Source organism: Aerococcus sanguinicola (assembly GCF_001543145.1).
In the GTDB taxonomy this organism is placed as follows: domain Bacteria; phylum Bacillota; class Bacilli; order Lactobacillales; family Aerococcaceae; genus Aerococcus; species Aerococcus sanguinicola.
This window is the reverse complement of the sequence record NZ_CP014160.1, coordinates 511,116-533,518: the sequence shown is the minus strand read 5'-3', so window position 1 is coordinate 533,518 and position 22,403 is coordinate 511,116. Positions and strand designations below refer to the sequence as shown.

19 protein-coding genes are annotated in these 22,403 nt (G+C 50.6%); 13 read left to right on the top strand and 6 right to left on the bottom strand.

Going from position 1 to position 22,403, the window contains the following annotated elements:
- Positions 1 to 266 precede the first annotated feature (266 nt).
- The 3 genes from AWM72_RS09360 to AWM72_RS02395 all read left to right on the top strand — a co-directional run bounded on the left by AWM72_RS09360 (position 267) and on the right by AWM72_RS02395 (position 1,922).
- On the top strand, positions 267 to 443 hold the full coding sequence (locus tag AWM72_RS09360; protein WP_158444725.1) for a hypothetical protein: 177 nt from the start codon (positions 267 to 269) through the stop codon (positions 441 to 443).
- Positions 444 to 618: 175 nt separating this feature from the next.
- Positions 619 to 1,179 (top strand): DUF4256 domain-containing protein, encoded by a 561-nt coding sequence (locus AWM72_RS02400; RefSeq protein WP_067972624.1) that lies wholly within the window; start codon positions 619 to 621, stop codon positions 1,177 to 1,179.
- Positions 1,179 to 1,922 (top strand): cyclase family protein, encoded by a 744-nt coding sequence (locus AWM72_RS02395; protein WP_067972622.1) that lies wholly within the window; start codon positions 1,179 to 1,181, stop codon positions 1,920 to 1,922. Before AWM72_RS02400 ends, AWM72_RS02395 begins: the two co-directional genes overlap by 1 nt.
- A gap of 947 nt (positions 1,923 to 2,869) precedes the next feature.
- On the opposite strand, the gene AWM72_RS02390 is transcribed toward AWM72_RS02395, so the two are convergent.
- Positions 2,870 to 3,796: a LysR family transcriptional regulator gene (locus AWM72_RS02390; RefSeq protein ID WP_067972620.1), complete on the bottom strand. Its 927-nt coding sequence runs from the start codon at positions 3,794 to 3,796 to the stop codon at positions 2,870 to 2,872.
- A 123-nt stretch (positions 3,797 to 3,919) separates the two neighbouring features.
- Here AWM72_RS02390 and AWM72_RS02385 point away from each other — a divergent pair, with 123 nt between their 5' ends.
- Positions 3,920 to 5,104, top strand: coding sequence for a uroporphyrinogen decarboxylase/cobalamine-independent methonine synthase family protein (locus tag AWM72_RS02385; RefSeq protein WP_067976513.1), 1,185 nt, complete (start codon positions 3,920 to 3,922; stop codon positions 5,102 to 5,104).
- Between the two features lie 985 nt (positions 5,105 to 6,089).
- On the opposite strand, the gene AWM72_RS02380 is transcribed toward AWM72_RS02385, so the two are convergent.
- Positions 6,090 to 6,854, bottom strand: coding sequence for an SDR family NAD(P)-dependent oxidoreductase (locus AWM72_RS02380; RefSeq protein WP_067972615.1), 765 nt, complete (start codon positions 6,852 to 6,854; stop codon positions 6,090 to 6,092).
- A 98-nt stretch (positions 6,855 to 6,952) separates the two neighbouring features.
- Positions 6,953 to 7,543, bottom strand: a complete 591-nt coding sequence (locus AWM72_RS02375; protein ID WP_067972612.1) for a TetR/AcrR family transcriptional regulator — start codon at positions 7,541 to 7,543, stop codon at positions 6,953 to 6,955.
- A gap of 128 nt (positions 7,544 to 7,671) precedes the next feature.
- Here AWM72_RS02375 and AWM72_RS02370 point away from each other — a divergent pair, with 128 nt between their 5' ends.
- The 7 genes from AWM72_RS02370 to AWM72_RS02340 all read left to right on the top strand — a co-directional run bounded on the left by AWM72_RS02370 (position 7,672) and on the right by AWM72_RS02340 (position 17,024).
- On the top strand, positions 7,672 to 8,373 hold the full coding sequence (locus AWM72_RS02370) for an ABC transporter ATP-binding protein (RefSeq protein WP_067972609.1): 702 nt from the start codon (positions 7,672 to 7,674) through the stop codon (positions 8,371 to 8,373).
- An 11-nt stretch (positions 8,374 to 8,384) separates the two neighbouring features.
- Positions 8,385 to 11,087, top strand: coding sequence for an FtsX-like permease family protein (locus AWM72_RS02365; protein WP_230080831.1), 2,703 nt, complete (start codon positions 8,385 to 8,387; stop codon positions 11,085 to 11,087).
- Positions 11,088 to 11,235: 148 nt separating this feature from the next.
- Positions 11,236 to 11,715 (top strand): GNAT family N-acetyltransferase, encoded by a 480-nt coding sequence (locus AWM72_RS02360; RefSeq protein WP_067972604.1) that lies wholly within the window; start codon positions 11,236 to 11,238, stop codon positions 11,713 to 11,715.
- Between the two features lie 355 nt (positions 11,716 to 12,070).
- Positions 12,071 to 12,631, top strand: coding sequence for a hypothetical protein (locus tag AWM72_RS02355; protein WP_067976510.1), 561 nt, complete (start codon positions 12,071 to 12,073; stop codon positions 12,629 to 12,631).
- A gap of 122 nt (positions 12,632 to 12,753) precedes the next feature.
- Entirely contained in the window at positions 12,754 to 13,902 is a 1,149-nt protein-coding gene (locus AWM72_RS02350) for a CD0519/CD1768 family membrane protein (protein WP_067972600.1), read from the top strand.
- 1,089 nt (positions 13,903 to 14,991) lie between these two features.
- Positions 14,992 to 16,455: an anthranilate synthase component I family protein gene (locus tag AWM72_RS02345; RefSeq protein WP_067972596.1), complete on the top strand. Its 1,464-nt coding sequence runs from the start codon at positions 14,992 to 14,994 to the stop codon at positions 16,453 to 16,455.
- Positions 16,455 to 17,024 (top strand): anthranilate synthase component II, encoded by a 570-nt coding sequence (locus AWM72_RS02340; protein ID WP_067972593.1) that lies wholly within the window; start codon positions 16,455 to 16,457, stop codon positions 17,022 to 17,024. Before AWM72_RS02345 ends, AWM72_RS02340 begins: the two co-directional genes overlap by 1 nt.
- A gap of 496 nt (positions 17,025 to 17,520) precedes the next feature.
- Here AWM72_RS02340 and AWM72_RS02335 read toward each other — a convergent pair whose 3' ends face one another.
- Together AWM72_RS02335 and AWM72_RS02330 are read right to left on the bottom strand one after the other, a co-directional pair.
- On the bottom strand, positions 17,521 to 17,820 hold the full coding sequence (locus tag AWM72_RS02335) for a rhodanese-like domain-containing protein (protein WP_067972590.1): 300 nt from the start codon (positions 17,818 to 17,820) through the stop codon (positions 17,521 to 17,523).
- Between the two features lie 100 nt (positions 17,821 to 17,920).
- Positions 17,921 to 18,739, bottom strand: a complete 819-nt coding sequence (locus AWM72_RS02330; protein WP_067972588.1) for a ZIP family metal transporter — start codon at positions 18,737 to 18,739, stop codon at positions 17,921 to 17,923.
- Between the two features lie 168 nt (positions 18,740 to 18,907).
- On the opposite strand from AWM72_RS02330, the gene AWM72_RS02325 reads away from it, so the two are divergent.
- On the top strand, positions 18,908 to 19,741 hold the full coding sequence (locus AWM72_RS02325; protein ID WP_067972585.1) for a CPBP family intramembrane glutamic endopeptidase: 834 nt from the start codon (positions 18,908 to 18,910) through the stop codon (positions 19,739 to 19,741).
- A gap of 321 nt (positions 19,742 to 20,062) precedes the next feature.
- Positions 20,063 to 21,073 (top strand): bile acid:sodium symporter family protein, encoded by a 1,011-nt coding sequence (locus tag AWM72_RS02320; protein ID WP_067972582.1) that lies wholly within the window; start codon positions 20,063 to 20,065, stop codon positions 21,071 to 21,073.
- Positions 21,074 to 21,149: 76 nt separating this feature from the next.
- On the opposite strand, the gene AWM72_RS02315 is transcribed toward AWM72_RS02320, so the two are convergent.
- The gene (locus AWM72_RS02315) at positions 21,150 to 22,403 is read right to left on the bottom strand and encodes a glutamate-5-semialdehyde dehydrogenase (protein ID WP_067972580.1); all 1,254 of its coding nucleotides are present in this window, start codon (positions 22,401 to 22,403) and stop codon (positions 21,150 to 21,152) included.

Here is a 22,403-nt window from a genome sequence, read left to right as displayed (position 1 = left end):
ACCAGTCTAAAGATCCGAAAGAGCCAGAATCAGGTCATAAAGATCCTCAAAACGATGGCAAAGATCCTCAAAACTCAGATAAGGATAAATTACCGTCCAAGGATCCAGAAACTGCTGACCATGACAAACTGAAGGACAAGGATCATTCCATTCCTGAAAATCCCAAACCAGGTCACAAAGATCCAAGTTCTGTAGAGAAAGTTCCTTCATCCGAAGAAACACGTCAAAACACCAAGCCCGAAGCAGTCAAGCTCAACGCAGACCAAGTGACAGTCCTGACAGCAGCAGATCCAGCAGTTGGACAAGCCGAGGCCTATACGCCATTGACTCAATTGCCAGCGACTGGGTCAGAGGATAGCGCCAGCCGCTTCCACCCTGCCGTACTGACCCTGATGCTTGGACTAGGGCTTGTGGCTTTCTCTACTAAGAAGAAAAAAGCTTAATCGGTTGAAGAATTAAGTGAGACTCGATTTTAGCGGCTAAATTTGCTGATCAAAGACAAATTAGAGCGCATCAAGATCATCTTGGTGCGCTTTTTTGTGGGTCAGGTCGCCTGGCTAAGTTTTGGGGCTAAAACATGTTATTCTAGGCTTAATAATAGAGAAAGGAGAGTTGCTTATGGATTTGAATGAGCGTTTGAAGTCAGTGGCGGAACGCTTTGAGGGGCATCTCGACCGCCATCCGGATTGGACTTGGGAGGATGTGCTGGCTTGTTTAGAGGGCAGGGAAGACCTTGTAGAGAGCCTCCTTGCTATGGAAGAGACGGGCGGTGAACCGGATTTGATCGCCTGCGAACCTTTTAGGCGGGCCTTTTTTGCGGATATGAGTCCGGAGAGTCCGGAAGGCCGGCGGAGTGTCTGTTATGACCGGGAGGCACGCTTGGGGCGGAAGAAGTTTCCACCTGAGACGAGTGTCGAGGAGATGTGCCAGGACATGGGGACCTGCTTGATGCCAATCGATATGTATATGACCTTGCAATTTCTAAAACCCTTTGACTTAAAGACTTCTTCTTGGCTGAAGACGACAGAACCCGTGCGTGAATTAGGCGGCGCCTTTTTTGGAGATAACCGCTATGGTCAGACTTTTCTTTACCATAGTGGGGCAGAGGCCTATTACAAATCGCGGGGCTTCCGCTCTTATTTTGTCATGCCTGATCGTGATAAGGAGGAGAAAAATTAATGACAACACATGAACTACTCGCAGCCTTAAAAGCAAAAAAATGGGTCAACCTGACCCATGAAGTGACCGAAGACATGGCCATCTACCAGGCCTTCAACCCCTTAGAAGAGCGGGTGCTGACGACCTTGGAGGAGACGGGGTCAGACAACCGGGAATACACCCTGGGAACTTCCCACGGGACCCACATTGACGCGCCGGCCCACTTCATGGCGGGCGGCCGGATCATGGCGGACATTCCTCAGAAGGAGCGCTACCTGCCCCTCTATGTCCTCCACCTGGAAGATAAGGTCGCAGCCGAGCCAGGTTATGCGGTGACAGTGGACGATATCAAGGCCTTCGAAGACCGCTATGGCGATATTCCGGCCGGGGCCTTTGTTGCCTTCTCTTCTGGCTGGTACAAGCGGATTTATTCCCAGGAAGCCTTCACCAATACCGATGCGGAGGGAGTCGAAGTGACGCCGGGCTGGTCTGTGGCAGCTTTGGAATACTTGAGCCGCGACCGGCAAGTCACCGCCATTGGGCACGAAACTTTGAATACTGATGCCGGCCCTGAAGCCGCCGCTGCCGGTGACCTGGTCGCCCAGCGCTTCTGGCTCAATGAAAACAAGTTTCAAGTCGAAGTCATGGCCAACTTGGACCAAGTCCCTGCAGTGGGCGGTGTGATTATGATCAATGCCCCTCATATCAAGGACGCCGTCGCCTTCCCAGCCGAAGTCATTGCGGTCCTGGATGAGGAAGCCTAGCTTGAAGGATTCTAATTAAATCTATGGAAAAAACCAGCAGAAGAGTGGCTCTGCTGGTTTTCTCGTTGTTGTCTCGCGGTTACTTTTGATCTCGTGATCTCTTTTTGTGGCGTCTACTTGTAGAAGGGGGCGAACTTTCAAATGGCGGCCTAGTTTGTGACTAGGCGGTGGCGCACTTTCAAAGGAGGCCTCCGTTAGCAGGTAGGGCTGTGTCAACTCGCAAACGGAACGCTGCTTAGCAAGTAGGGTCGCGCCAACTTTCAAATGAGGCTCTGCTTAGCAAGTAGCGTTGCGCCAACTTTCAAACGAAGCTCCAATTAGCAAGTCGAATCGCACCAAGTTGTGAACAGGGCCAGCATTAGCAAGTCGCCCCTGCTAGGCAAGCTGTCTTCTCTCTTCCCATAATGAAAACAAGCTAGCGAGGCTCTCGCTAGCTTGTTCATCCTTATTTTATGTTTTTATCATGGATTTTGCCGTATTTTACTTGGACTCAGTTTAGTTATCCACATTCAGACCTTGTGAGTGTGGGTTGCTTGTGTTTAACCCACACTCCCGACGTTTGTTTGAAGCTTGGTCGCGATCAATCCACACTGCCGAGATCTGATTGTGGGTTAGTCGTCTTCAATCCACACTCCCGATGTTTAGTTGAGGATTGCTTACTGCTAACCCACACTCCTGGTGTTTGATTGTGGGTTGAGAAGCCAGCCCTCACACCCTTTGTAGTCGGGTTCGACTTGACAGGCTTGGAGTGATTTCACAATTAAGAAACGCGCGAATGCTTCACTCTTATTCTTAATTGCTCCAATCATCCAAGCCTAAGCGCCAAGTCTCACACCCTAGTCGGGCTCGCAAGAGCAGACTTGAAGTGATTTCAGCTCATCAAAACGTCTGACTGGCGTCAGCCTTTTTTGATGTGCCTCCAATCATTCAAGTCTACCCGCTCTTGCTCACACCCTTTGTTTTTCGATGCCTTCTTTTAGGCAGTTTTCTAGGATGATGATGAATTCGTTGGCGATGGGGTTTAGGGTGTGGGTGTCGTTGGTGAGGTAGCCGATTTCGATCTCTTCGTTGGAGTCGAGGGGAATGGCGATGATGTCTTCGCCGTTGAGGTTGGCGTTGATGATGCCTGAGGAGATGGTGTAGCCGTTGAGGCCGATCATGAGGTTGAAGATGGTGGCCCGGTCGCTGACGACGATGGATTGTTTGACTTCTTGGTCTGCGTGGACTTCTTCCCAGAAGTAGAAGGAGTTGTGCTTGCCCTGGTCGAAGTTGAGCCGGGGGTAGGGGGCCAGGTCGTCGAAGGTCAGGCGGTCTTTGTCGGCTAGGGGGTGGCCCTTGTAGGTGAAGATATGGGGTTTGGCTGTGACCAGGGGGGTGAAGCTGAGGTGCTTGTCGGAGAGGACCCGGTCGATGATCTGCCGGTTGTAGTGGCTGCGGTAGATGACGCCCAGTTCGCTCCGCAATTGGTAGACTTCTTCGATCACCTCATAGGTTCGGAGTTCTTTAACCGAGGCTTGGAAGGCCTTGTCCTGGTGACGTTTGAGCAGGCGGGAGAAGGCTTCGACGACGAAGGCATAGTGGTGGCAGACGATGGAGAAGATCGGCAGGGCTGGGGGTTCCTTGTCGAAGTAGCGGCGTTCCACCAGGTGCATCTGTTCGAGGATCTGGTTGGCATATTGGAGGAATTCTTCGCCGTCCGTGGTCAGGGAGATGCCGCGCGAGCTCCGGGTGAAGAGGGTGACGTCCAGCTCTTTTTCCAGTTTGGTCATGGCATTGGACAGGGAGGGCTGGGAGATGTAGAGTTTGTTGGCTGCCTGGCTGAGGGAGAGTTCGCTAGCAACCGTTTGAAAATATTTAAAGTCTTCTAAGCGCATGGTGGCCTCCTTTAAGGAAAAGTATTGGCTATAGTCTACTGCTATACCTAGCTCTTGTAAATAGATATTTCAAAATTTTCCGCCCATCGCGTATAGTAAGAGTCAAGAAAGCGAGTGATTGATATGACAACTTTTTCCAAACGATTCTTAACGGTAGGATCCCTCTTACGGCCAAAAGAACTCCTGAAATATAAAAATGAAATTGAAAAACGTGACGACATTACTTATCCCTTCTACAATGACCTGCCAGGTTACAAGGAGGCGGAAGAAGCAGCGGTCAAGGACATCGTGGCTAAACAAGTGGCCCATGGCTTGACGGAAATCTCTGACGGGGAATTCCAACGCTCGCTCTGGCATTTGGACTTCGCCTGGGGCTTGGCGGGGATTGTCCGCTATATCAATGATTCCGGCTACCACTTCTATGAAGAAGATGAAGCGGGCAACAAGAAGGACTATGAGACCCGTCGTGACATCGGCCTCCATGTGACCGGTAAATTATCGGGCAAGAACCATCCTTTCGTGGACCACTTCAAGCTGGTCAAGGAACTTGCGCCAGAGGATGTGGCGGTTAAACACACCATCTTCGCACCTGGCCACCTCTACTTTGAATTATTGGCCCTCGGTGAAATTGGGGAAGGGAAGTTCTATTCTGACCTGGCTGAATTCCGCCATGACCTGGCCCAAGCCTACAAGGAATTCGTCAAAGAATATGCGGAAGCGGGAGCGACTATCCTTCAGATCGACGACTGCGTCTGGTCCAGCTTTGTGGGCGATGACGATGAAATTCGCTTGGAATCCTTAAACTTCGATGGGTCAAACTACTCCAAGGAAGAATTAGCGGGTCAATTGATCGAATTGAACAATGCGGTAGCGGACTATGCCCATGAACTGGGGCTCAGAGTCTACGGCCACAACTGCCGCGGTAACTATGCTTCCCGGGCCTTCACTGACGGGGCTTATACCGAAGTTGCCAAGTATTTCTTAGCCCGCCAACACTATGACCGCTTCTACCTGGAATGGGATGACGAACGCGCTGGCTCTCTCTCTGCCCTCAAGGCTTTCGAAGACCGCCCCGATGTTGAGGTAGTTGTCGGAGCCCTATCCTCGAAGACAGCAGGCTTGGACGATGCCGACCGTGCCATCCGCCTCTTAGAAGAAGCAACGAAATATATTCCCAAAGACAAGCTTTACCTCTCCCACCAGTGTGGCTTTGCTTCTTGCGACTGCGGGAATGAGTTAACGGAAGACCAGCAGTGGGCGAAGATTGACCAAGGTCATGAGATTGCTTACCGGTTCTTTGGGGAATAGGTTTTTTAAAAATGACTGGTGTTAGTGAGCATACGTTCCGTCTTGAAAGTAATCGTTAAATGTTTAGCGGATCAACACGGCTAAAGCCGTCTTGTACTTTATCCGTAAGTCGCTAAAGCTCCAACGGCTAAAGCATAGCACCGGTTCGGGCCAAGGTCCCTCACCTAGCGAGACTCAAACGGTTCGTACGGCTGGCGCCTACGCTCCGTAATTCGCTTCGCTTGCTGGGGCACGGTTAACGATCACTTTCAAGCTCCACTCCTGCTCACGATATTAATAGCAAATAAATATTATAATTCTAGTTTTATTAAAAAGTCCGAATTTACCTCTGTTTTTGTTTTATAAGTAGTGAAAAAAGTGGATGGTTCTGGTGAGCATCCGTTCCGCTGTTGAATTTGGTCCTTGAATTTCAGAGGGCAATCCCTGATCACAAGACTATGGCAAGTGAATCTTGTTTAATTGCTAAATTGTATGCTTATGGCTTACCAAATATTTTATATCGAGCTCCTCTTTATTATTGGGGAGCTTTTGATAGTCAAAAAGGCTGGAGTTAATTTTCCAGCCTTTTTGTTTGTAGATTTTTTTGCTGAGCTGTGTCGTTTTTGCGCACAGCCTGTGTAGTTGGGGTGGGCTGTCAACCCACATTTAGTGGCTTTGATTGGGGGGTGGGAGTCGGCAAGCCACACTCAGCGGCTTCGTTTGGGTGCTGAACGCTGTCAACCCACATTCGGAGCTTTTGATTGGGGGCTGGGTATCGGTAACCCACACTTGGTGCTTTTGACTGTGTGTTGGGGCTTGTCAATCCACACTCGGTAGCTTTGATTGGGGGTTAGGGCTGAGTGCCTCTGCTCACCCCCTTCCTAGTTGGGTTCGCAAGAGCAGCTTTGGAGTGCTTTCGCAAGTTGGAAACGTGCAAGCCTGGCTTGCCCTTATTCCAACTTACTCCAAGCATCCAAAGCTAAACGCTCTTGCTCTCACCCTTCCTTTACGGTCTTTGGTTTTGGCCGCCGTCGATATCTAGGGTGCGGCCGGTGAGCATTTTGCCGGCGGGGCTGGCGAGGTAGAGGGCGGTGCCGCCGACGTGGGTGATGCCGTCGGGGAATTTTCGAGCGGGGACGCTGGCGAGGACGGCTTGGTATTCTTCGGGGTGTTCTTTCGACCATTCGTCGAAGGCTGGGGTGAGGACAGCGGGGCAGATGGCGTTGGTATTGATGCCGTACTGGCTCCACTCGGTTGCGGCAACCCGGGTGAGTCCGCGGATGGCTTCTTTAGTTGCGGCATAGGAGGCGAAGCCGGCCATGCCCGTGATGCCTGCACCGGACCCCATGTTGATGATGCTCCCCTTACTTTCCTTTAGATAGGGGAAGCAGGCCTTCATATAATTGAAAGTCCCGTAGAGCCCTGAATTGATGGCCAGGCGGAAGTCGTCAAGGGTCTGGTCTTCCAGGGCGATGCCGGTGTTGACAGCTTGGGCATTGTTGATCAGGACATCAATCCGTCCCAGCTTGTCAGCGATATTTGAGACCACTTCTTGAACCCGGTCCTCATCGCCCCCATCGGCAACAAAGTAATGGATCTTGGCTTCATAGCCTTTACTAAAGTCTTCAACTGTGGCGGCTAAAGTTTCTTCCGTTCGTCCGGTAATGACCACCTGGTAGTGGGCCTGGCAGAAGGCTTCCGCAATGTCGCGCCCTAGTCCCGAACCGCCTCCGGTAATTAGTGCGACCTTGTCTTGGTTGTTTCTCGTCATCTCTAACAACTCCTTTATTTCTTTACTTAATGACAAGTATAGCATCTTCCGCGAGACAATACTGGTCAAAATGAAAAGGTTTTCTCTGCTTATTGAACTTAGCTAGTGATCAGCTGATAAGGTGGCAGGCGTTTGGCTTGGTCAATGAATTGGGCGATATCTTCGGGGCTTTCCTGGCCCCCGCGCTGGATCCAGAGCCTGATGATACTGACTACACTGGATAGGAGGACCTCCTTGGCATAGGGGAGGGGGAGGTCTTTGGGAGGAAAGTTCAGGTGCTTACTCGCCTCCAATTTGGCGGTCAATAAGCGGCTGAGGATATCCTTAACTTTACTCATAAAATGGGGATCACCTTGGGGGCTAGCCAGGGCTTGGATGAGGGTGAACTGACTTTCAACATATTGGAGGGCTTCCAGGATGGCAGCATAGGGGATGAGGCTGAGTGCGTCTATTTCCTGGGCTTGCTTATATTCTTCTTTAAAGAAAATCGTCTCAAGTTCGTCCATAATTTCTTCTTCAAGCTGGGTCATCAGGTCGTACTTGTCCACATAGTGAAGGTAGAAGGTGCCACGGTTGATGTCGGAACGACGGGCAAGATCGCTAACAGTGAGGCTGTTGAAGCCAACGTCATGGATTAAGTCGATAAAGGCTGCTTTGATTTTATCTTTACTTGCGGTCTGTCTTTTCATGGCTAGGTATCCTTTCTTTACTTAAATCAACAGATTGTTGATATTGATGATTGTTTTCTACTTGCCTTCATTTTATACTGGCTAGGTAGTTAAATCAACACGTTGTTTATATTAAGGAGGAAGCAAGATTGGCTTATATTGAAATGATAAAGAGTTCCAAGTTTTACGAGATGGGTGATCACCGTATTGTGGCTAATGACCAGGTATCCTTTCAAGTTGAAAAGGGAGAACTAGCTATTATTCTAGGGGCATCAGGTGCGGGTAAGTCAACTGTCTTAAATATCTTGGCTGGTATGGACAGCAATGACGAGGGCCAGGTCCTGATCGATGGTCAGGACATTTCAAATTATAGTCCCAGGGCCTTGACCCAATACCGGCGAGAGGCGGTTGGCTTTGTCTTCCAATTCTATAATTTAGTGCCTAATCTGACGGCTTTAGAGAATGTGGAATTAGCTACTGAAATTGTCAGTGATGCTTTAGATCCAGTTGAGGTCCTTCAGTCAGTTGCTTTGGATGAGCGGATGGGAAACTTTCCCTCCCAGCTTTCAGGTGGGGAGCAGCAGCGGGTGTCGATTGCCCGAGCGATTGCCAAGCGGCCCAAACTTCTGCTCTGTGACGAACCAACGGGAGCCTTGGACTATCAAACAGGCAAGCAGGTCCTCCAAATTCTCCAAGATAAGTGTCGAAACGAGGGGACGACGGTCGTGATTGTCACCCACAATGCAGCCCTAGCTCCGATGGCCGACCGGGTGATCCGGATGCGGGATGCCAAGGTTGAGACGGTTGAGCTAAATGATAGCCCTGCAGATATTGCGACGATTGAATGGTAGGGGGTGAAAGGATGCGCACATTATGGAAGGAAATCTGGCGGTCTATCCGTCAGTCCAAAGCCCGTTTTATCTCAATTTTTATGTTGATGTTAATTGGCTCCTTTGCTTTAGTTGGTTTGAAAGTGACGGGTCCTGATATGCGGCAGACGGGAAGGGAATATTTTGAAAGCTTGAATGCTGCGGATTTGACAGTGATCGGCTCCTTGGGTCTCAACCAAGAGGACTTGGATCATTTGCAAGCAGTGGATGGTCTTCAAGAAGTCGAAGCAGGCTATTTGAAGGATGTCACGCTCAAAGGGGATAAGGAGAGTTTACGGCTTTTTTCAAAGACGGATAGCTTGTCTCAGGCGGAAGTTCTGGAAGGTCGCTTACCTGAAAAAGCGGATGAAATTGCCCTGGATGGCTCGTACCGTGGAGATTACCGAATCGGAGACCGGATTCAAATTGATGAAGCTAAGAATCCGCTTGGGCAGAAAGTGCTCAAGGGGGACAGTTATATCTTGACGGGCTTCGTTTATTCCAGTGAGATTCTTTCTGACATTAACCGTGGCCCTTCCACGGCTGGAACAGGTGCGCTCAAGGGGTATGGACTCTTAGCCGAAGATGCTTTTGACTCTGAGCTTTATATGTTAGCCCGGATGAGTTTTGAAGATTTAGAAGGTTTAGATCCATATAGCCAAGCCTATACTGACAAAGTGCAAAGGCACAAGGACCAGGTGGCGGAGGCCTTGGCAGACCGGCCCGAGGAGCGTCTAGCGGAGATCCAAGACCAAGGCTATGGGAAGCTAGAAGCCTCTGAGCAAAGCATCAAGGCAGCGCAAAAGAAGCTAGACCAGGAAAGTCAGCGCTTAGACCAGGCCAAGCAAGACTTAGACCGGGCCCGTAGAGCAAACCTAGCTATTGGAGCCGACCAAGAAAAGGCCTTGAAAGCGGGAGAAGACCGCCTCCAAGCTGCTCAATCCGAGATCGACCAAAAGACTAAAGACTTGGCAGAGGCTAAGGAGAGCTTAGACCAATTGGACCTGCCGAGCTATACGGTCAATAGCCGCCGTGAGATACCGGGGGGAGAGGGTTATCGAATTTATGGATCGGTTTCTCATATTGTGGACGCTCTGGCCAATATTTTCCCCATCTTCCTTTATTTTGTGGCGGCCTTGTTGACTTTAAACACTATGACACGTTTTGTCGATGAAGAGCGGGTCAAGTCAGGGACCTTCAAGGCCTTGGGTTATGGCAGACGAGATATTGTGAAGAAGTTTGTCGTCTACGGTTTCTTGTCCAGCTTCTTAGGGTCTGTCCTAGGGATTGCTCTGGGGCATAGCCTCTTACCGCTGATTGCTTACAATGCCTATAGCACGGGTTTTACCCTGCCTCGGATCCAACTGCATTTTTACTGGCCCATTTCTTTACTGGCCCTAGTCTTAGCCCTCCTCTGTGCGGTCTTACCTGCCTATATCGTAGCCTGGCGAGCATTAAAGGAAAAGCCTGCCCAGCTCCTCATGCCTAAGGCGCCCAAAGCTGGAAGCAAGATTTTCTTGGAGCATTTTCCTGGCATCTGGAATCGTTTGGGCTTTATGCAAAAGATTACAGCCCGCAATATCTTCCGCTACAAGCAGCGAATGCTAATGACGATTTTTGGGGTAGCTGGGGCGGTGGCCTGTCTCTTCGCGGGTCTAGCTGTCCAAGACTCTATCAGGGGGATTAACGACCGGCAGTTTAATGACTTGATCCAGTATCAGATGATTGTAGCTGAAGCAGATCAGGTGTCAGATGATGATCGGCGAGCGATTTCGGACTTACTAGCCGGGGAGGGGGTAGCTAATCATGACCGCATCCACTATGAGCAATTGACTAAGACAGCAGGGTCTGACCAAGACCAACAAACGCTCCACTTGATCGTTCCAGAAAACCCTGCCCATTTCCATCGCTATGTGCAGCTCATCAACCGAAAAACTGGTCAAGATTTGAGCCTGGAAGAGGATGGCGTCATTATTTCAGAACGTCTGGCCCAATTGTTAGACGTCGGGCCAGGTGATGTGCTGACCTTAGAAGACAGTAAGCACAAGTCTTATGAAATGAAGGTAACAGCTATTACAGAAATGTATATGGGCCACTTTATCTTCACCAACCAAGCGGGTTATGCCAATATTTTTGGCGAGGACTTCCAAAGTAATGCCCAGCTTGTCAACTTAAAGGACAGGGGGCAAGAAAATACGGAAAACTATGCGGCCGATTTTATGGCGATCGATGGGGTCAAGGGAGTTGTTCAGAATACCAGCCTACAAAATCAAATTCGAACCATTGTGAATTCCCTTGATAAGATTATGAAGGTTCTCATCTTGGTGGCTGGAATCCTAGCAGCGGTGATTCTCTATAATCTAACCACCATCAATGTGTCAGAGCGGATGCGAGAATTATCGACCATTAAGGTGCTAGGCTTCTATGATAGGGAAGTCACTCTTTATATCTACCGTGAAACCATTATCCTGACCTTATTTGGCATTCTCTTTGGCTTCGGCATTGGCGAATGGCTCCACCGCTATATCATCCATATGTTGCCCCCAGCCGATGTCATGTTTAATCCGGCCCTCACCGCTCGCCCTTTCCTCATACCGAGTCTGCTGGTAGCTGTGATCAGTCTGCTTCTAGCCCTAGTGATTAATCACCGCCTAAAACAGGTGGACATGTTAGAAGCACTGAGCTCCGTTGAATAAAAGTTAAATTTTGAATCAAAATCCAAGGACCGATCAAAAAGGCCTTGGATTTTTTTTGAATGTCATGGGCTAAGTCCAAAATCCCCCTAGGCAAAGGGAAACTTATCCTCTATAATAAATGAGTAAAATATGAGAAAGAGGTAAGAAAATGGAAGTATTAGCCTATCAAGACGAAGATATTGCGCAGATGACGGCCATCTGGAACGATGTGCTTGAGGATGGTCTGGCTTTTCCGGGGACAGATCTTTATAGCGAAGCAGGCTTTGCGGATTATTTGAGCCATAAATCGGCGGTGACTTGTTTGAAGGAAGGGGACAGGGTGGCTGGTTTCTACACCCTCCAGCCCAACAATATCGGCCGCTGTGGGCATGTAGCCAATGCTTCTTACTGTATGAATAAGGCCTTCCGCGGGCGGGGACTCTTCTCTAGCTTGGTGGCAGCTTCCTTGGAAGAAGCCAAGGCGCTGGGCTTTAAGGGGATGCAGTACAATGCTGTGGTCGCCATCAACTACGCGGCCCTCAAGGTCTATACCCAGAACGGTTTCCAAATTGTTGGAACTATCCCCAATGGCTTCCTGCTGAAGAACGGGACTTACTGTAATATCTATGTCATGTACCGGGATCTTTAAGTAGGACACGTGGTGATAACTAATAGAATTATTTAAGCGATAGTAGTTGGGATGCAATCCTAATTTTGAGCAGGAGTGGAGCTTTGAAGTTGGTCCTTAGCCATGAAAAGCAAGCGATGTGAATTAGGGATAGTCGGCGTTAGCCGTTACTAGCCCTTTGAAGCTCGCTAGGCGAGAGACCTTGGCTCGAGCCGGTGCTGCTTTAGCCGTTGACGCTTCAGCGACTTACGGATAAAGTACAAAACGGCGAAAGCCGTTCTTGGTCCACCATATTTAAAGGAGCAACTTCAAAAGCGGAACGGATGCTCACTAGCTCAATTTTGTTAAGAACAAGAACTAAATGAAAGGTGATTCCATGTCTCTAAGTCAAAATAAACAGTCCATTCAACGCTTAACCCTGACGGCCCTCTTGACTGCCTTGGCGATTCTTATCCCCATGGTCATGCCCATCAAAGTAGTTCTCGGGCCGGCTTCCTATACCCTGGCCAGCCACCTGCCCATCGTCTTGGCCATCTTCATGGGGCCCGCTCCAGCCGCCTTTGTTGCCCTAGCTTCTGGTATCGGCTTCTTCCTGGCAGGTTTCCCCTTTGTGATTGGCTTGCGCGGGCTCAGCCACGTCTTCTTCGCTACTTTTGGGGCCTACTACTTCCAAAAGCACCCCGGTGTGGTAGACAAATTGACTACACGAACAGCTTTCTCCTTCGTGTTGGCTTTTATCCATGCCTTAGCTGAGGTGGTCGTTGTCTACTTGGTGACAGGTCTGGGGGCAGGGACTCTAGCAGCCGGGTATTTTACGCCCCTCTTTGTCTTCGTTGGCCTGGGTGGGATTGTCCATGGTATGGTTGACTTTGAGTTGGGTTACCAAACGGCTCGCGCCTTGGACAAGGCCAAGGTGGTTTCCTTCTTTAAGAACTAGTCGTTAGAGTTTAGAGGAGAGGCGTCTCAATACTTGTGGCGTCTTTTTCTTATCTCTAGGCCTAGAATTTTGTGCTATAATGGGAAAAGTTTTATGTGACGATTTAGCTGGTAAGGAGTGGAATGGTGAAACGTTATCGATATAAAAAGGCGATCGGCCTAGAGCCGGTTCTCTTTGTGCTTGTTTTCTTTGGAATATTTGGGGCGATTGGCTGGCGGATGGGTGTGGTCAATATGTTGTCGACGATTATGGCGACGGCTTATGACCTGCTCATGAATACTTGCTTTTTCTTGATGGCCATTTCGGTGGTGACGGGTGCCCTGTCCTCGCTCTTTTCAGAATTTGGTTTCGTAGCTTTAATCGACAAACTCTTGTCGCGCTTAATTGGCCCCATCTATGACATGCCAGGGGCTTCTTCCTTGGGCGTGCTCAACTGTTATATGTCAGACAATCCAGCCGTTCTAACCTTGGCCAAGGAGGATAACTTCAAACGTTATTTCAAAAAATACCAATTGCCGGCCCTGACGAATATCGGGACGTCATTTGGGATGGGCTTGATTGTGACGGCAACGGTCCTGGCGATCCCGCTCGAAGGCTCAGCGACAGCCGCTCTGATTGGCAACCTAGGAGCCGTTGTCGGCAGCGTGGTCAGTGTCCGCCTCATGCTCCACTTCACCAAGAAGGCTTACGGAACGGAAGACTATGTGGAGATTGACCACGAAGAAGACCTGCCAGAAGGATCCCGGGTGGTCCGGGCAGGTGGCGTGGGATCGCGCGCCCTCTCCGCTCTCTTGGATGGGGGTAAGAATGGGGTGGAAATGGGTATGGCCATTATTCCGGGCGTGGTCGTGGTCTGCACCATGGTGATGTTACTCACCCACGGCCCAGGCCCAGATGGCATTTATACCGGTGAGATCGGCCAGGGGGTTCCTTTCTTACCCTGGGTCGGGGAAAAATTATCCTTCATCCTGACCCCTATCTTTGGCTTCTCCAATCCTGAGGCTATTTCGGTGCCAATCACGGCACTGGGCGCAGCGGGAGCGGCTGTGGGCTTGGCTGCTAAGCTGGTAGAATCGGGCCTGGCTAACGGCAATGACCTGGCTGTCTTTACCGCCATGTGCATGTGCTGGTCGGGCTATCTGTCGACCCATATCGCCATGATGGATGCCCTGGATACCCAGGAGATGACGGGCTATGCCCTCTTCAGCCATACGATCGGCGGTTTAGTGGCGGGCGCAGCTGCTCACTTTATTTATATATTGGTGGTATGACAGGGTGTGAGTAAGAGCGTTTAGAAAGGGATGACTGGAGGCAAAAGGGATAAGAACGGCTTTAGCCGGTCGTTTCCTTTTGCTGAAGTCACTCCCTTTCTGCTCTTACGAACCCGACTATGAACTGTGCTAATGAGCATACGTTGCGCTGTTGAAGTTGGTCCTTGAATTTCAGAGGGTCAAGAACGGCTGGCGCCGTTTTGTACTATATCCGTAAGTCGCTGGCGCTCCAACGGCTATAGCAGCACCGGATCTGGCCAAGGTCCTTCATCTAGCGAATCTTAAACGGAGAGTAAGGCTTGCGCCAACTCTTCGTAATTCACATCTAGTCGGGTTCAGGCTAGCAGAAATAGCTCCTCTTCACAAAGATCCGCCGAAGACTTGCAGTCTTCTCTGGCTCTTTGCTCCAGAGGTCTATTTCTCCCGCTAACCTTCGCACCCTGAAGCTTGCTTTTCATGGCTAAGGACCAACTTCAACGCTCCACTTCTGCTCATAAGGGAGATTGTAGGTACACAAAATCAATATGCAAAGGGAGCAGTGCTGTAAGAAATAGAAAGAATGTATCAATACAGATTGTTATTGTAGGGGGATTGTATAATTTCTATACTTAGAGAAATGGGAGAAACTCTGCCAATGAGCATTGCATCTCTTGCTGAATGTGGTCTGTGATGATGTTTTGCTGATATGAATTTCCGGCCGGTCCTGATCTGGGGCCGGTTTTTGTATTTTTATTATTGACAGGTAAGATTCGGCGTGCTAGACTAGTGGCAATTAAACCGATGAAGCGGAGATAACGGCAACGATGCCTGCACAGAGAGCCCAGGGAGATGAGAGCTGGGCCAGAAACAGGTTGTCAAATGGACCGCAGAGGGCGCAGTGAAAGGCTTAGCCGAGTAGCCTGCGACGTGGAGGTTGGCGTGACAAACCAGGGATATGTTGGTATCCTAGCCAAGTGTGCGCGCAAGCGTAAATTCAAGGTGGCACCGCGGATTATTTACTATGTGTAACGATTCGTCCTTGACAGATGTGTACTTCTGTCAAGGACTTTTTTCTTGGCAGGCGGTTTTTAAGAATTTGGAGGAAAGATTATGCCCTTAAACCTGAGCCTGGAGGAGGTCCAAGCCTTCGCCCAAGATACGGACTATACGATTGTGCCCCTGGCGCGTGAGATTCTATCGGACTTTATCACTCCCATTGAAGCCATGCGAATCCTGAAAAAGGCCTCGACCCACTGTTACATGTTGGAATCGGCCCAGGCCAATGAGACCTGGGGCCGGTACAGCTTCCTTGGCTATGAGCCCAAGTTGGAAGTGACCTGCAAGGATGGCCGTTTAGAAATCGGCGACCGAGTCTATGAGACGGAAGACCCAGCGGCTTATATCCGCGACTTGCTGGCGGACTACCGGAGTCCCCGTTTGGACAATTTGCCAACTTTTACCGGAGGGCTGGTGGGTTACTTCGCCTATGACTACTTCAACTATGTGGAGCCTTCAGCCAGACGGCCGGTCGCTGACCACGAGGACTTCAAGGACCTGGATCTCATGCTCTTCGACCGAGTCATTGCCTTTGACAACCTGGAACAAAAAATTATCCTGATCGTTAATCTGAAGTTGGACCAGGTGGAAGCTAACTATGCGGAGGCGGTGGAGGCGCTGAATGCGATGGAGGACCTTCTGCGCAGCGGTGACAAGGTCGAGGAAGAACCAGGCCGGATCCAAGGGCCTGTGACCCCTTACTTGGACCAGGAAGCCTTCTGTGATATCGTCAACCGGGCCAAGGATTATATCCGGGAGGGGGATATCTTCCAGATTGTTCTCTCCAACTATCTATCCGCGCCTTTCTCGGGCAGCCTCTTTAATAGCTACCGACTCTTGCGGACGGTCAACCCTTCGCCTTATATGTTCTATTTTTCGGGAACGGATGTGGAATTAGCGGGGGCGTCGCCAGAAACTCTGGTCAAGCTAAAAGAAGGCCGGCTCCACACCTTCCCGCTAGCAGGAACGCGGCCGCGGGGCAAGACGGCGGAGGAAGACCAGGCCCTGGAAGCGGACCTCTTGTCCGATGCCAAGGAATTGGCTGAGCACAATATGTTGGTAGACCTAGGCCGCAATGATCTGGGTCGGGTCAGTGAGATCGGCAGTGTGGAAGTAGAAAAACTCCATGCCATTGAACGTTTCTCCCACGTCATGCATATTGGGTCGGTGGTCGGCAGCCAGCTGCGGTCGGACTGCGACGCCCTGGATGCTATTGCCTCTGTCCTCCCAGCTGGGACCCTGTCGGGAGCGCCTAAGATCCGGGCCTGCCAGTTGATTGCGGAATTGGAGGGAAGCAAGCGCGGTGTTTACGGCGGCGCCATTGGTTATATTGACTTTACTGGTAATATGGAAACCTGCATCGGCATCCGCCTGATCTACGCCAAGAACGGCAAGGTCTTTGTCCGCAGTGGGGCAGGGATTGTTGCCGATTCCCAAGCGGAAAAAGAATACCAAGAGTGCCTCAACAAGGCCAAAGCATCCCTAAGTGCCCTAGAACTCGCCCAGGAGGTGGACTAATGATTTTAATGATTGATAACTATGATAGTTTCTCTTATAACCTCTACCAAGAGTTGGGGGAATTGGAACCAGACATCCAGGTCATCCGCAATGACGAATTGACCCTGGAAGAAATCGAAGCCTTGGCGCCTGAAGCCATCATTATCTCACCCGGCCCCGGCCGCCCTGAAGATGCTGGAGTTATTGTCGACCTAGTTCGCCAGCTCGGGTCCAAAATTCCAATCTTGGGTGTCTGCCTAGGCCACCAAGCCATCTGCCAGGCTTTTGGCGGGGTGGTGACCTATGCCGACCGGATGATGCACGGTAAGCAGTCAGAGATTGAAGTCGACACCGACAGCCGGCTCTTCCAAGGCTGCCCCGAACGCTTCCCGGTCGCCCGTTACCATTCCCTAATTGCTGAGACCAAGAGCCTGCCAAGCTGCCTCAAGGTCACCGGCCAGACTGACCAGGCTGAAGTCATGGCCCTAGAACACCAGGACTATCCCATCTACGGCGTCCAATTCCACCCCGAATCCATCATGACCCCAGAAGGCCGCCAGATCCTAGCTAACTTCCTTGGCAAAAAATAAATTACTGTTTAATATCTTGTGCTAGTGAGCATCCGTTCTGCTTTGATTTTGCTGTTTAGTGATGTATAAGCCAAGTGAGTGATGATAGCATAACAAAAGTAGGCTAGAAGTTTGATCTCAGTTCTTTTCCTATAATATAATTTGATAAACGTTAGAATTTTCTGTAATTTTTGAGCATCCCTATCAATTCGGTTAAAAAATATAAATAAAATATTTTGTTTTAATAACAGTTCAGATTATGAGCAGGAGTGGAGCTCGAGTTTGATCGTTAGCCATGAAAAAGCAAACGAAGCGAATTAGGGAGAGTTGGCGCAAGCCTTACTCTCCCTTTAAGTCTCGTTAGGCGAGAGACCGAGGCTCGAGCCGGTGCCATGGCTTTTGAACGATCAAACTCGAAGCGAAACGTATGCTCATTAGCAGTATTTAAAAAGATAATAGATAGAAAAAAGCACCGTATCATTTTCCGATACGGTGCTTTTTGGTCAAATCACTAAACTTATTTTTCTAACTCGCCTGGGTAGTCAGGCACGCCTTTTTCAACATTGATGGCATTGAAACCATTCTTGTCTAAGATTTCAGTGCCTTTCTTGGACCCCTTACCGTCATGGCAGATAACATAGTAGACTTGGTCCTTGTCTAAGTCATCTAAGTGGTCTTCGATTTCGGATAGAGGGAAGTGAACTGCGCCGGGCACATGGCCTTCTTCGTATAATTCGCGTGGGCGAACATCCAGGATGTTAACGGAACCGTCTGCTTTTACAATGTCGTAAAATTCTTCAATCGTTACTTGGTTCATAATATCTACCTCCTATAGCTTAATCATAACAGAATGCCGTTTAGATACAAATGATTTGCTCAAAGCGTTTACAAGCCAGTTAGTTTCTGTCAAAAGCTGCCTATCCCAGGGCAACGTCGAGGACCATCATGACCGCAAAACCAGCAATCAGAGCCAGGGTGGCGAGGTCTTCGTTGCCGTTACTTTGGGATTCAGGAATGAGCTCTTCCACGCAGACGAAGATCATGGCGCCCGCTGCAAAGGCCAAAGCGTAGGGGAGAATAACAGTCATCTGGGTAACCAACCAAGCCCCCAGGATAGCCCCAATAATCTCGACCAGGGCAGAGGCTTGGCCCAGGTTAAAGGCCCGCCAGCGGCTATTTCCATTAGCGCGGATTGGCATGGCCAAGGCAGAGCCTTCAGGGAAGTTCTGCAGGGCAATCCCCAGGGTTAAGGAAATAGCGCTAGCCATACTGGCATTAGCGAGGCCGGAGCCGACTGCCCCGTAGGCCACGCCAACTGAGAGACCTTCCGGGATATTATGGATGGTGATAGCGAGAAAGAGGAGGAAGGTGGAGGAAAGTTGGGTCGGCACCCCTTCTGCTTCAGACCGGGTCTTATCCATATGCATGTGGGGGATAATCTTGTCCAGTAGGCTGAGGAAGAGGCCTCCTGCTACAAATCCCACCAGGGCAGGGAAGAAGGACCACTTGCCATAGCCCCCTGCTTCTGCGTATTCAATCGAAGGCGCGAGCAGGGACCAGAAGCTAGCTGCGATCATGACCCCAGCCGCAAAGCCATTCATGGCGTCTAATAATTTACGGTTAATTTCCCCCATGAAGAAGACCAAGGATGAGCCGAGCGCGGTAAAGAACCAGGTCACAATACCAGCCAGGCCAGCTTGGACGACGGGGTGTAAGTTGATAAACCAATCAAACATAAAAATCTCCTTACTTCAATAATTTATCCAATCAATAGTCAGTATAACGCAAATAATTAGGATTGCCTAATCATAAGCTGCCCCTGTCCTAAAAGCCCTTGTCTTAGTTCAGCTTTTGTGCTAAACTTTTCCGATGAAATTCACTTCATAGAGAAGCGAGGTAATTTAATGAAAAATAAGTCTTTAAGCCGCGCCCTGGTCTACAGTGGGGGCGCTTTCCTGTTGATGATCCTAGCCCAAGTCTTGGCGACCCTTATGACGAATTTAATTTCGGATGAAGGGCTGGCTAGCCTGGTCAACCCCTTGCTCGATCTTTTGATCTTTGCGGGGATCTTCAAGGCCTTCCAAATAAAGGCCCTGAAAATGGGGGACAGGGAATTAGGTCTGGCGCCGCGGTCTGTGTCCAAGTTGACGGCGATCCTGGCTGTGGCCCTGCCTGTGACCCTGGTCTTGGGAACGGCCCTGGCTTTAGATGGGCAAGCCCAAATGGGAGAACTCTCTCTCTATAGCTTGGCCTACTTAGTCTTAGCGGACGGCCTGAACGGGGCGGTCCAGGAGGAATTGGTCTTCCGGGGCATTGCCCTGAACGTGCTCGGTCGCGCGCGGTCCGTTTACTGGGGGATTTTTTTGCCGGCGGGGCTCTTTGGCTTGATGCATCTGTTGAACAAGCCCCTGGATGGCCCTTCCCAGCTTATCTTAGTCCTGGCCGGTTTCTTAGCTAGCTTGCTCTTCTCCCTTGTTGCCTATGTGGAGGGCAATGTCTGGTCCAGCATGGCCTTCCACGTGGCCCTGAACGGCCTGTCTTCGGTGCCTTACTTTGTGGATCCGGCCCTAGAAGAGGGCGGGATCAGCTTGGCTCCAGCCTATTATTACTACCAGGATGGCCCGCTCTTCTTCACTGGCGGGGGTTACAGCATCCTCAGTTCAGGCTGGGCCTGTTGCCTATACCTTGCCTTGATTGCCTTCTACTACAAGCGGGGCAAGGCAAGGGGAAAGTTCTAATATTTAGCTGTCCAGCTAGCCTGCAGCCCACTTGGCGATTGTCCGTAGCCAGCTGGGCTTTTTGATTATTTTAAAACTATAAACATGCGTGCGTTACGCTTTTGAATTTACCCCTTGAAGAGCCATGGCTAAGGGCTAACTTCAACGCTCCACTCCCGCATATAGCTAACAAACAATGCAAGTATTTTTTATTAATAGCTGCTTGCTTTAAATGACAGAATATTCCGTAAAAGGGTTTGAAAAATAGGGGGCCAAGGTATAGACTAGATAACAATAACAAATAAATGAGAAATAGATGAGAAAAGAAAGGGAGTTTTATTTATGGGAGTTTTCGCCCGCTTGAATGCTTATTTTAACCGTTATTTGGCGATGATTGTCCTGGTCGTGGGTCTGGGGGCCCTGCTCGCTCCCCAAGCCTTTATCTGGGCTTCTTCTTATACCTCGATTTTCCTAGGTCTCGTGATGTTTACCATGGGCTTGACCATGAAGCCCCACGACTTCTCCGAGGTCTTCAAACATCCCCTCCAGGTTTTACTGGTGGCAGTGGTCCAATTCGGCTTCATGCCTGCTTCTGCCTATATGGTGGCTAAGCTCTTCAACCTGCCCCAAGAGATGGCTTTGGGCCTGATCTTCGTTGGCTGTGCCCCAGGCGGGACCTCTTCCAATGTCATCACCTTCCTAGCCAATGGGAATGTGCCCCTGTCGGTATCCGCGACCTCGGTATCGACCTTGCTGTCGCCCTTTATGACGCCCTTGCTCCTAGCTGCTTACGGGGGCGCCTACATTGATATCGCCTTTTGGCCCATGTTCCTCTCCATTGTCAAAATTGTTCTCTTACCGATTGTGATTGGGATTGCCATTAATTACTTTGCCGGAGAGCGTTTGAATGGGGTCCAGGATTTCTTGCCCAGCTTATCTTCTCTGGCAGTTCTCTTGGTTTTAGCAGGATCTGTGGCCATTAATGCGGACACCTTGAAGGCTACGGGTTGGGTCATTGTAGCGGCTGTCTTAATCCACAATATCAGTGGCTATGTGGCCGGCTACCTGGTCTGCAAATTCCGCCACTACGACATCCCATCCACCCGGGCCATTGCCATTGAAATCGGCATGCAGAACGGGGGCTTAGCTTCGACTCTGGCCCTCCAACACTTCAATCCCAATGTCGCCCTCGCTGGAGCAGCCACAACCGTCCTCCACACCTTGGTCGGCACCCTCTACGCCAGCGCCTGCCAGCGTAAGGATCAGAAAGCACCTGTTCCTGACTCTGAGTTCTATAAGGAAAAAGCTGGGCAGCTGGAGGATAGCCAAGTCTTAGCTGAAGAAAAAATTTAGCATCTTTAATAATAACAAAAGGCATCACTTGCGAAGAATTCAAGCGATGCCTTTTTGAATGCTATAAACTGACAGGTTATTCCCGAATCTGCCCCTGGCCCTGGATCAGGTACTTGTAGGAGGTCAGGGCCTTAAGTCCCATGGGGCCGCGGGCGTGGAGTTTCTGGGTGGAGATGCCGATCTCGCCGCCGAAACCGAAGACGCCGCCGTCGGAGAAACGAGAGGAGGCGTTGACATAGACGCAAGCCGCATCGATGTCGTTCATGAAGTCTTGGGCCACTTGGTAGTCCTGGCAGGCAATGACCTCGGAGTGCTGGCTGGAATAGGTCTGGATGTGGTCGATAGCTTCTTGGTAGGAGTCGACGATCTTAACGGCGATGTCGTAGTCCAGGTATTCTTCCGCATAGTCCTTTTCTACAGCAGGGATGGCGTCTTTGACCAGGGCGCAGGTGCGTTGGTCGCCGTGGAGGCGGATGCCCTTTGCTTCAATTAAGTCTTGGGCCTGGTCTAAGAAGTCCTTGGCGATGGCCTGGTCGAGGATTAAAGTTTCCAGGGCATTGCAGACGGACACGCGCTGGGCCTTGCCATTGATGAAGACTTGCACAGCTTCATCTAAGTCGGCAGACTGGTGGACATAGAGGTGGCAGTTGCCCACGCCGGTTTCAATGGTTGGGATGGTGGCGTTTTGGACCACGCTCTGGATGAGGGCAGCGCTTCCTCGTGGGATCAGGCAGTCGACATAGCGGTCCAGCTGCATGAAGGCCGTGGCCAAGGCCCGGTCTGGATCATCGATGTATTGGATGGCGTCCTGGGGCAGGTCGACGGCAGCGAGTCCCGCTTGGAGGGCCGACACGATGGCTAGGTTGGATTGGAGGGTTTCTTTCCCCCCGCGCAGGATGACGCTGTTCCCCGTCTTAAAGCAGAGACTGGCAGCATCGGCGGTGACATTAGGCCGGGACTCGTAGATAATGCCGATCACGCCGAGGGGGACCCGCTTTTGGACGATGTCGAGGCCCTGGGCTGTGGTCCAGCCGGCGATGACTTCATGGATGGGGTCGGGCTGGCGGGCCACGTCTTCTAGGCCTAGCGCCATGGCTTCCACCCGGTCTTCGGTCAGGGTCATGCGTTCGATAAAGCTGTCGGGTCGGCCTTGGTCCCGGGTCTTAGCGATATCTTGGGCATTGGCTTCAAGGATGGCTGCCTGCTTTTGGCGGAGTTGGTCCGCCATGGCTAAGAGGGCAGCTTCTTTACTTTGGCTGCTGGCCTGGCCGAGTTGGCGGGCAGCGGCCTGGGCTTTCTGGCCCATGACTTCAAGGTCTTTGATATCCAT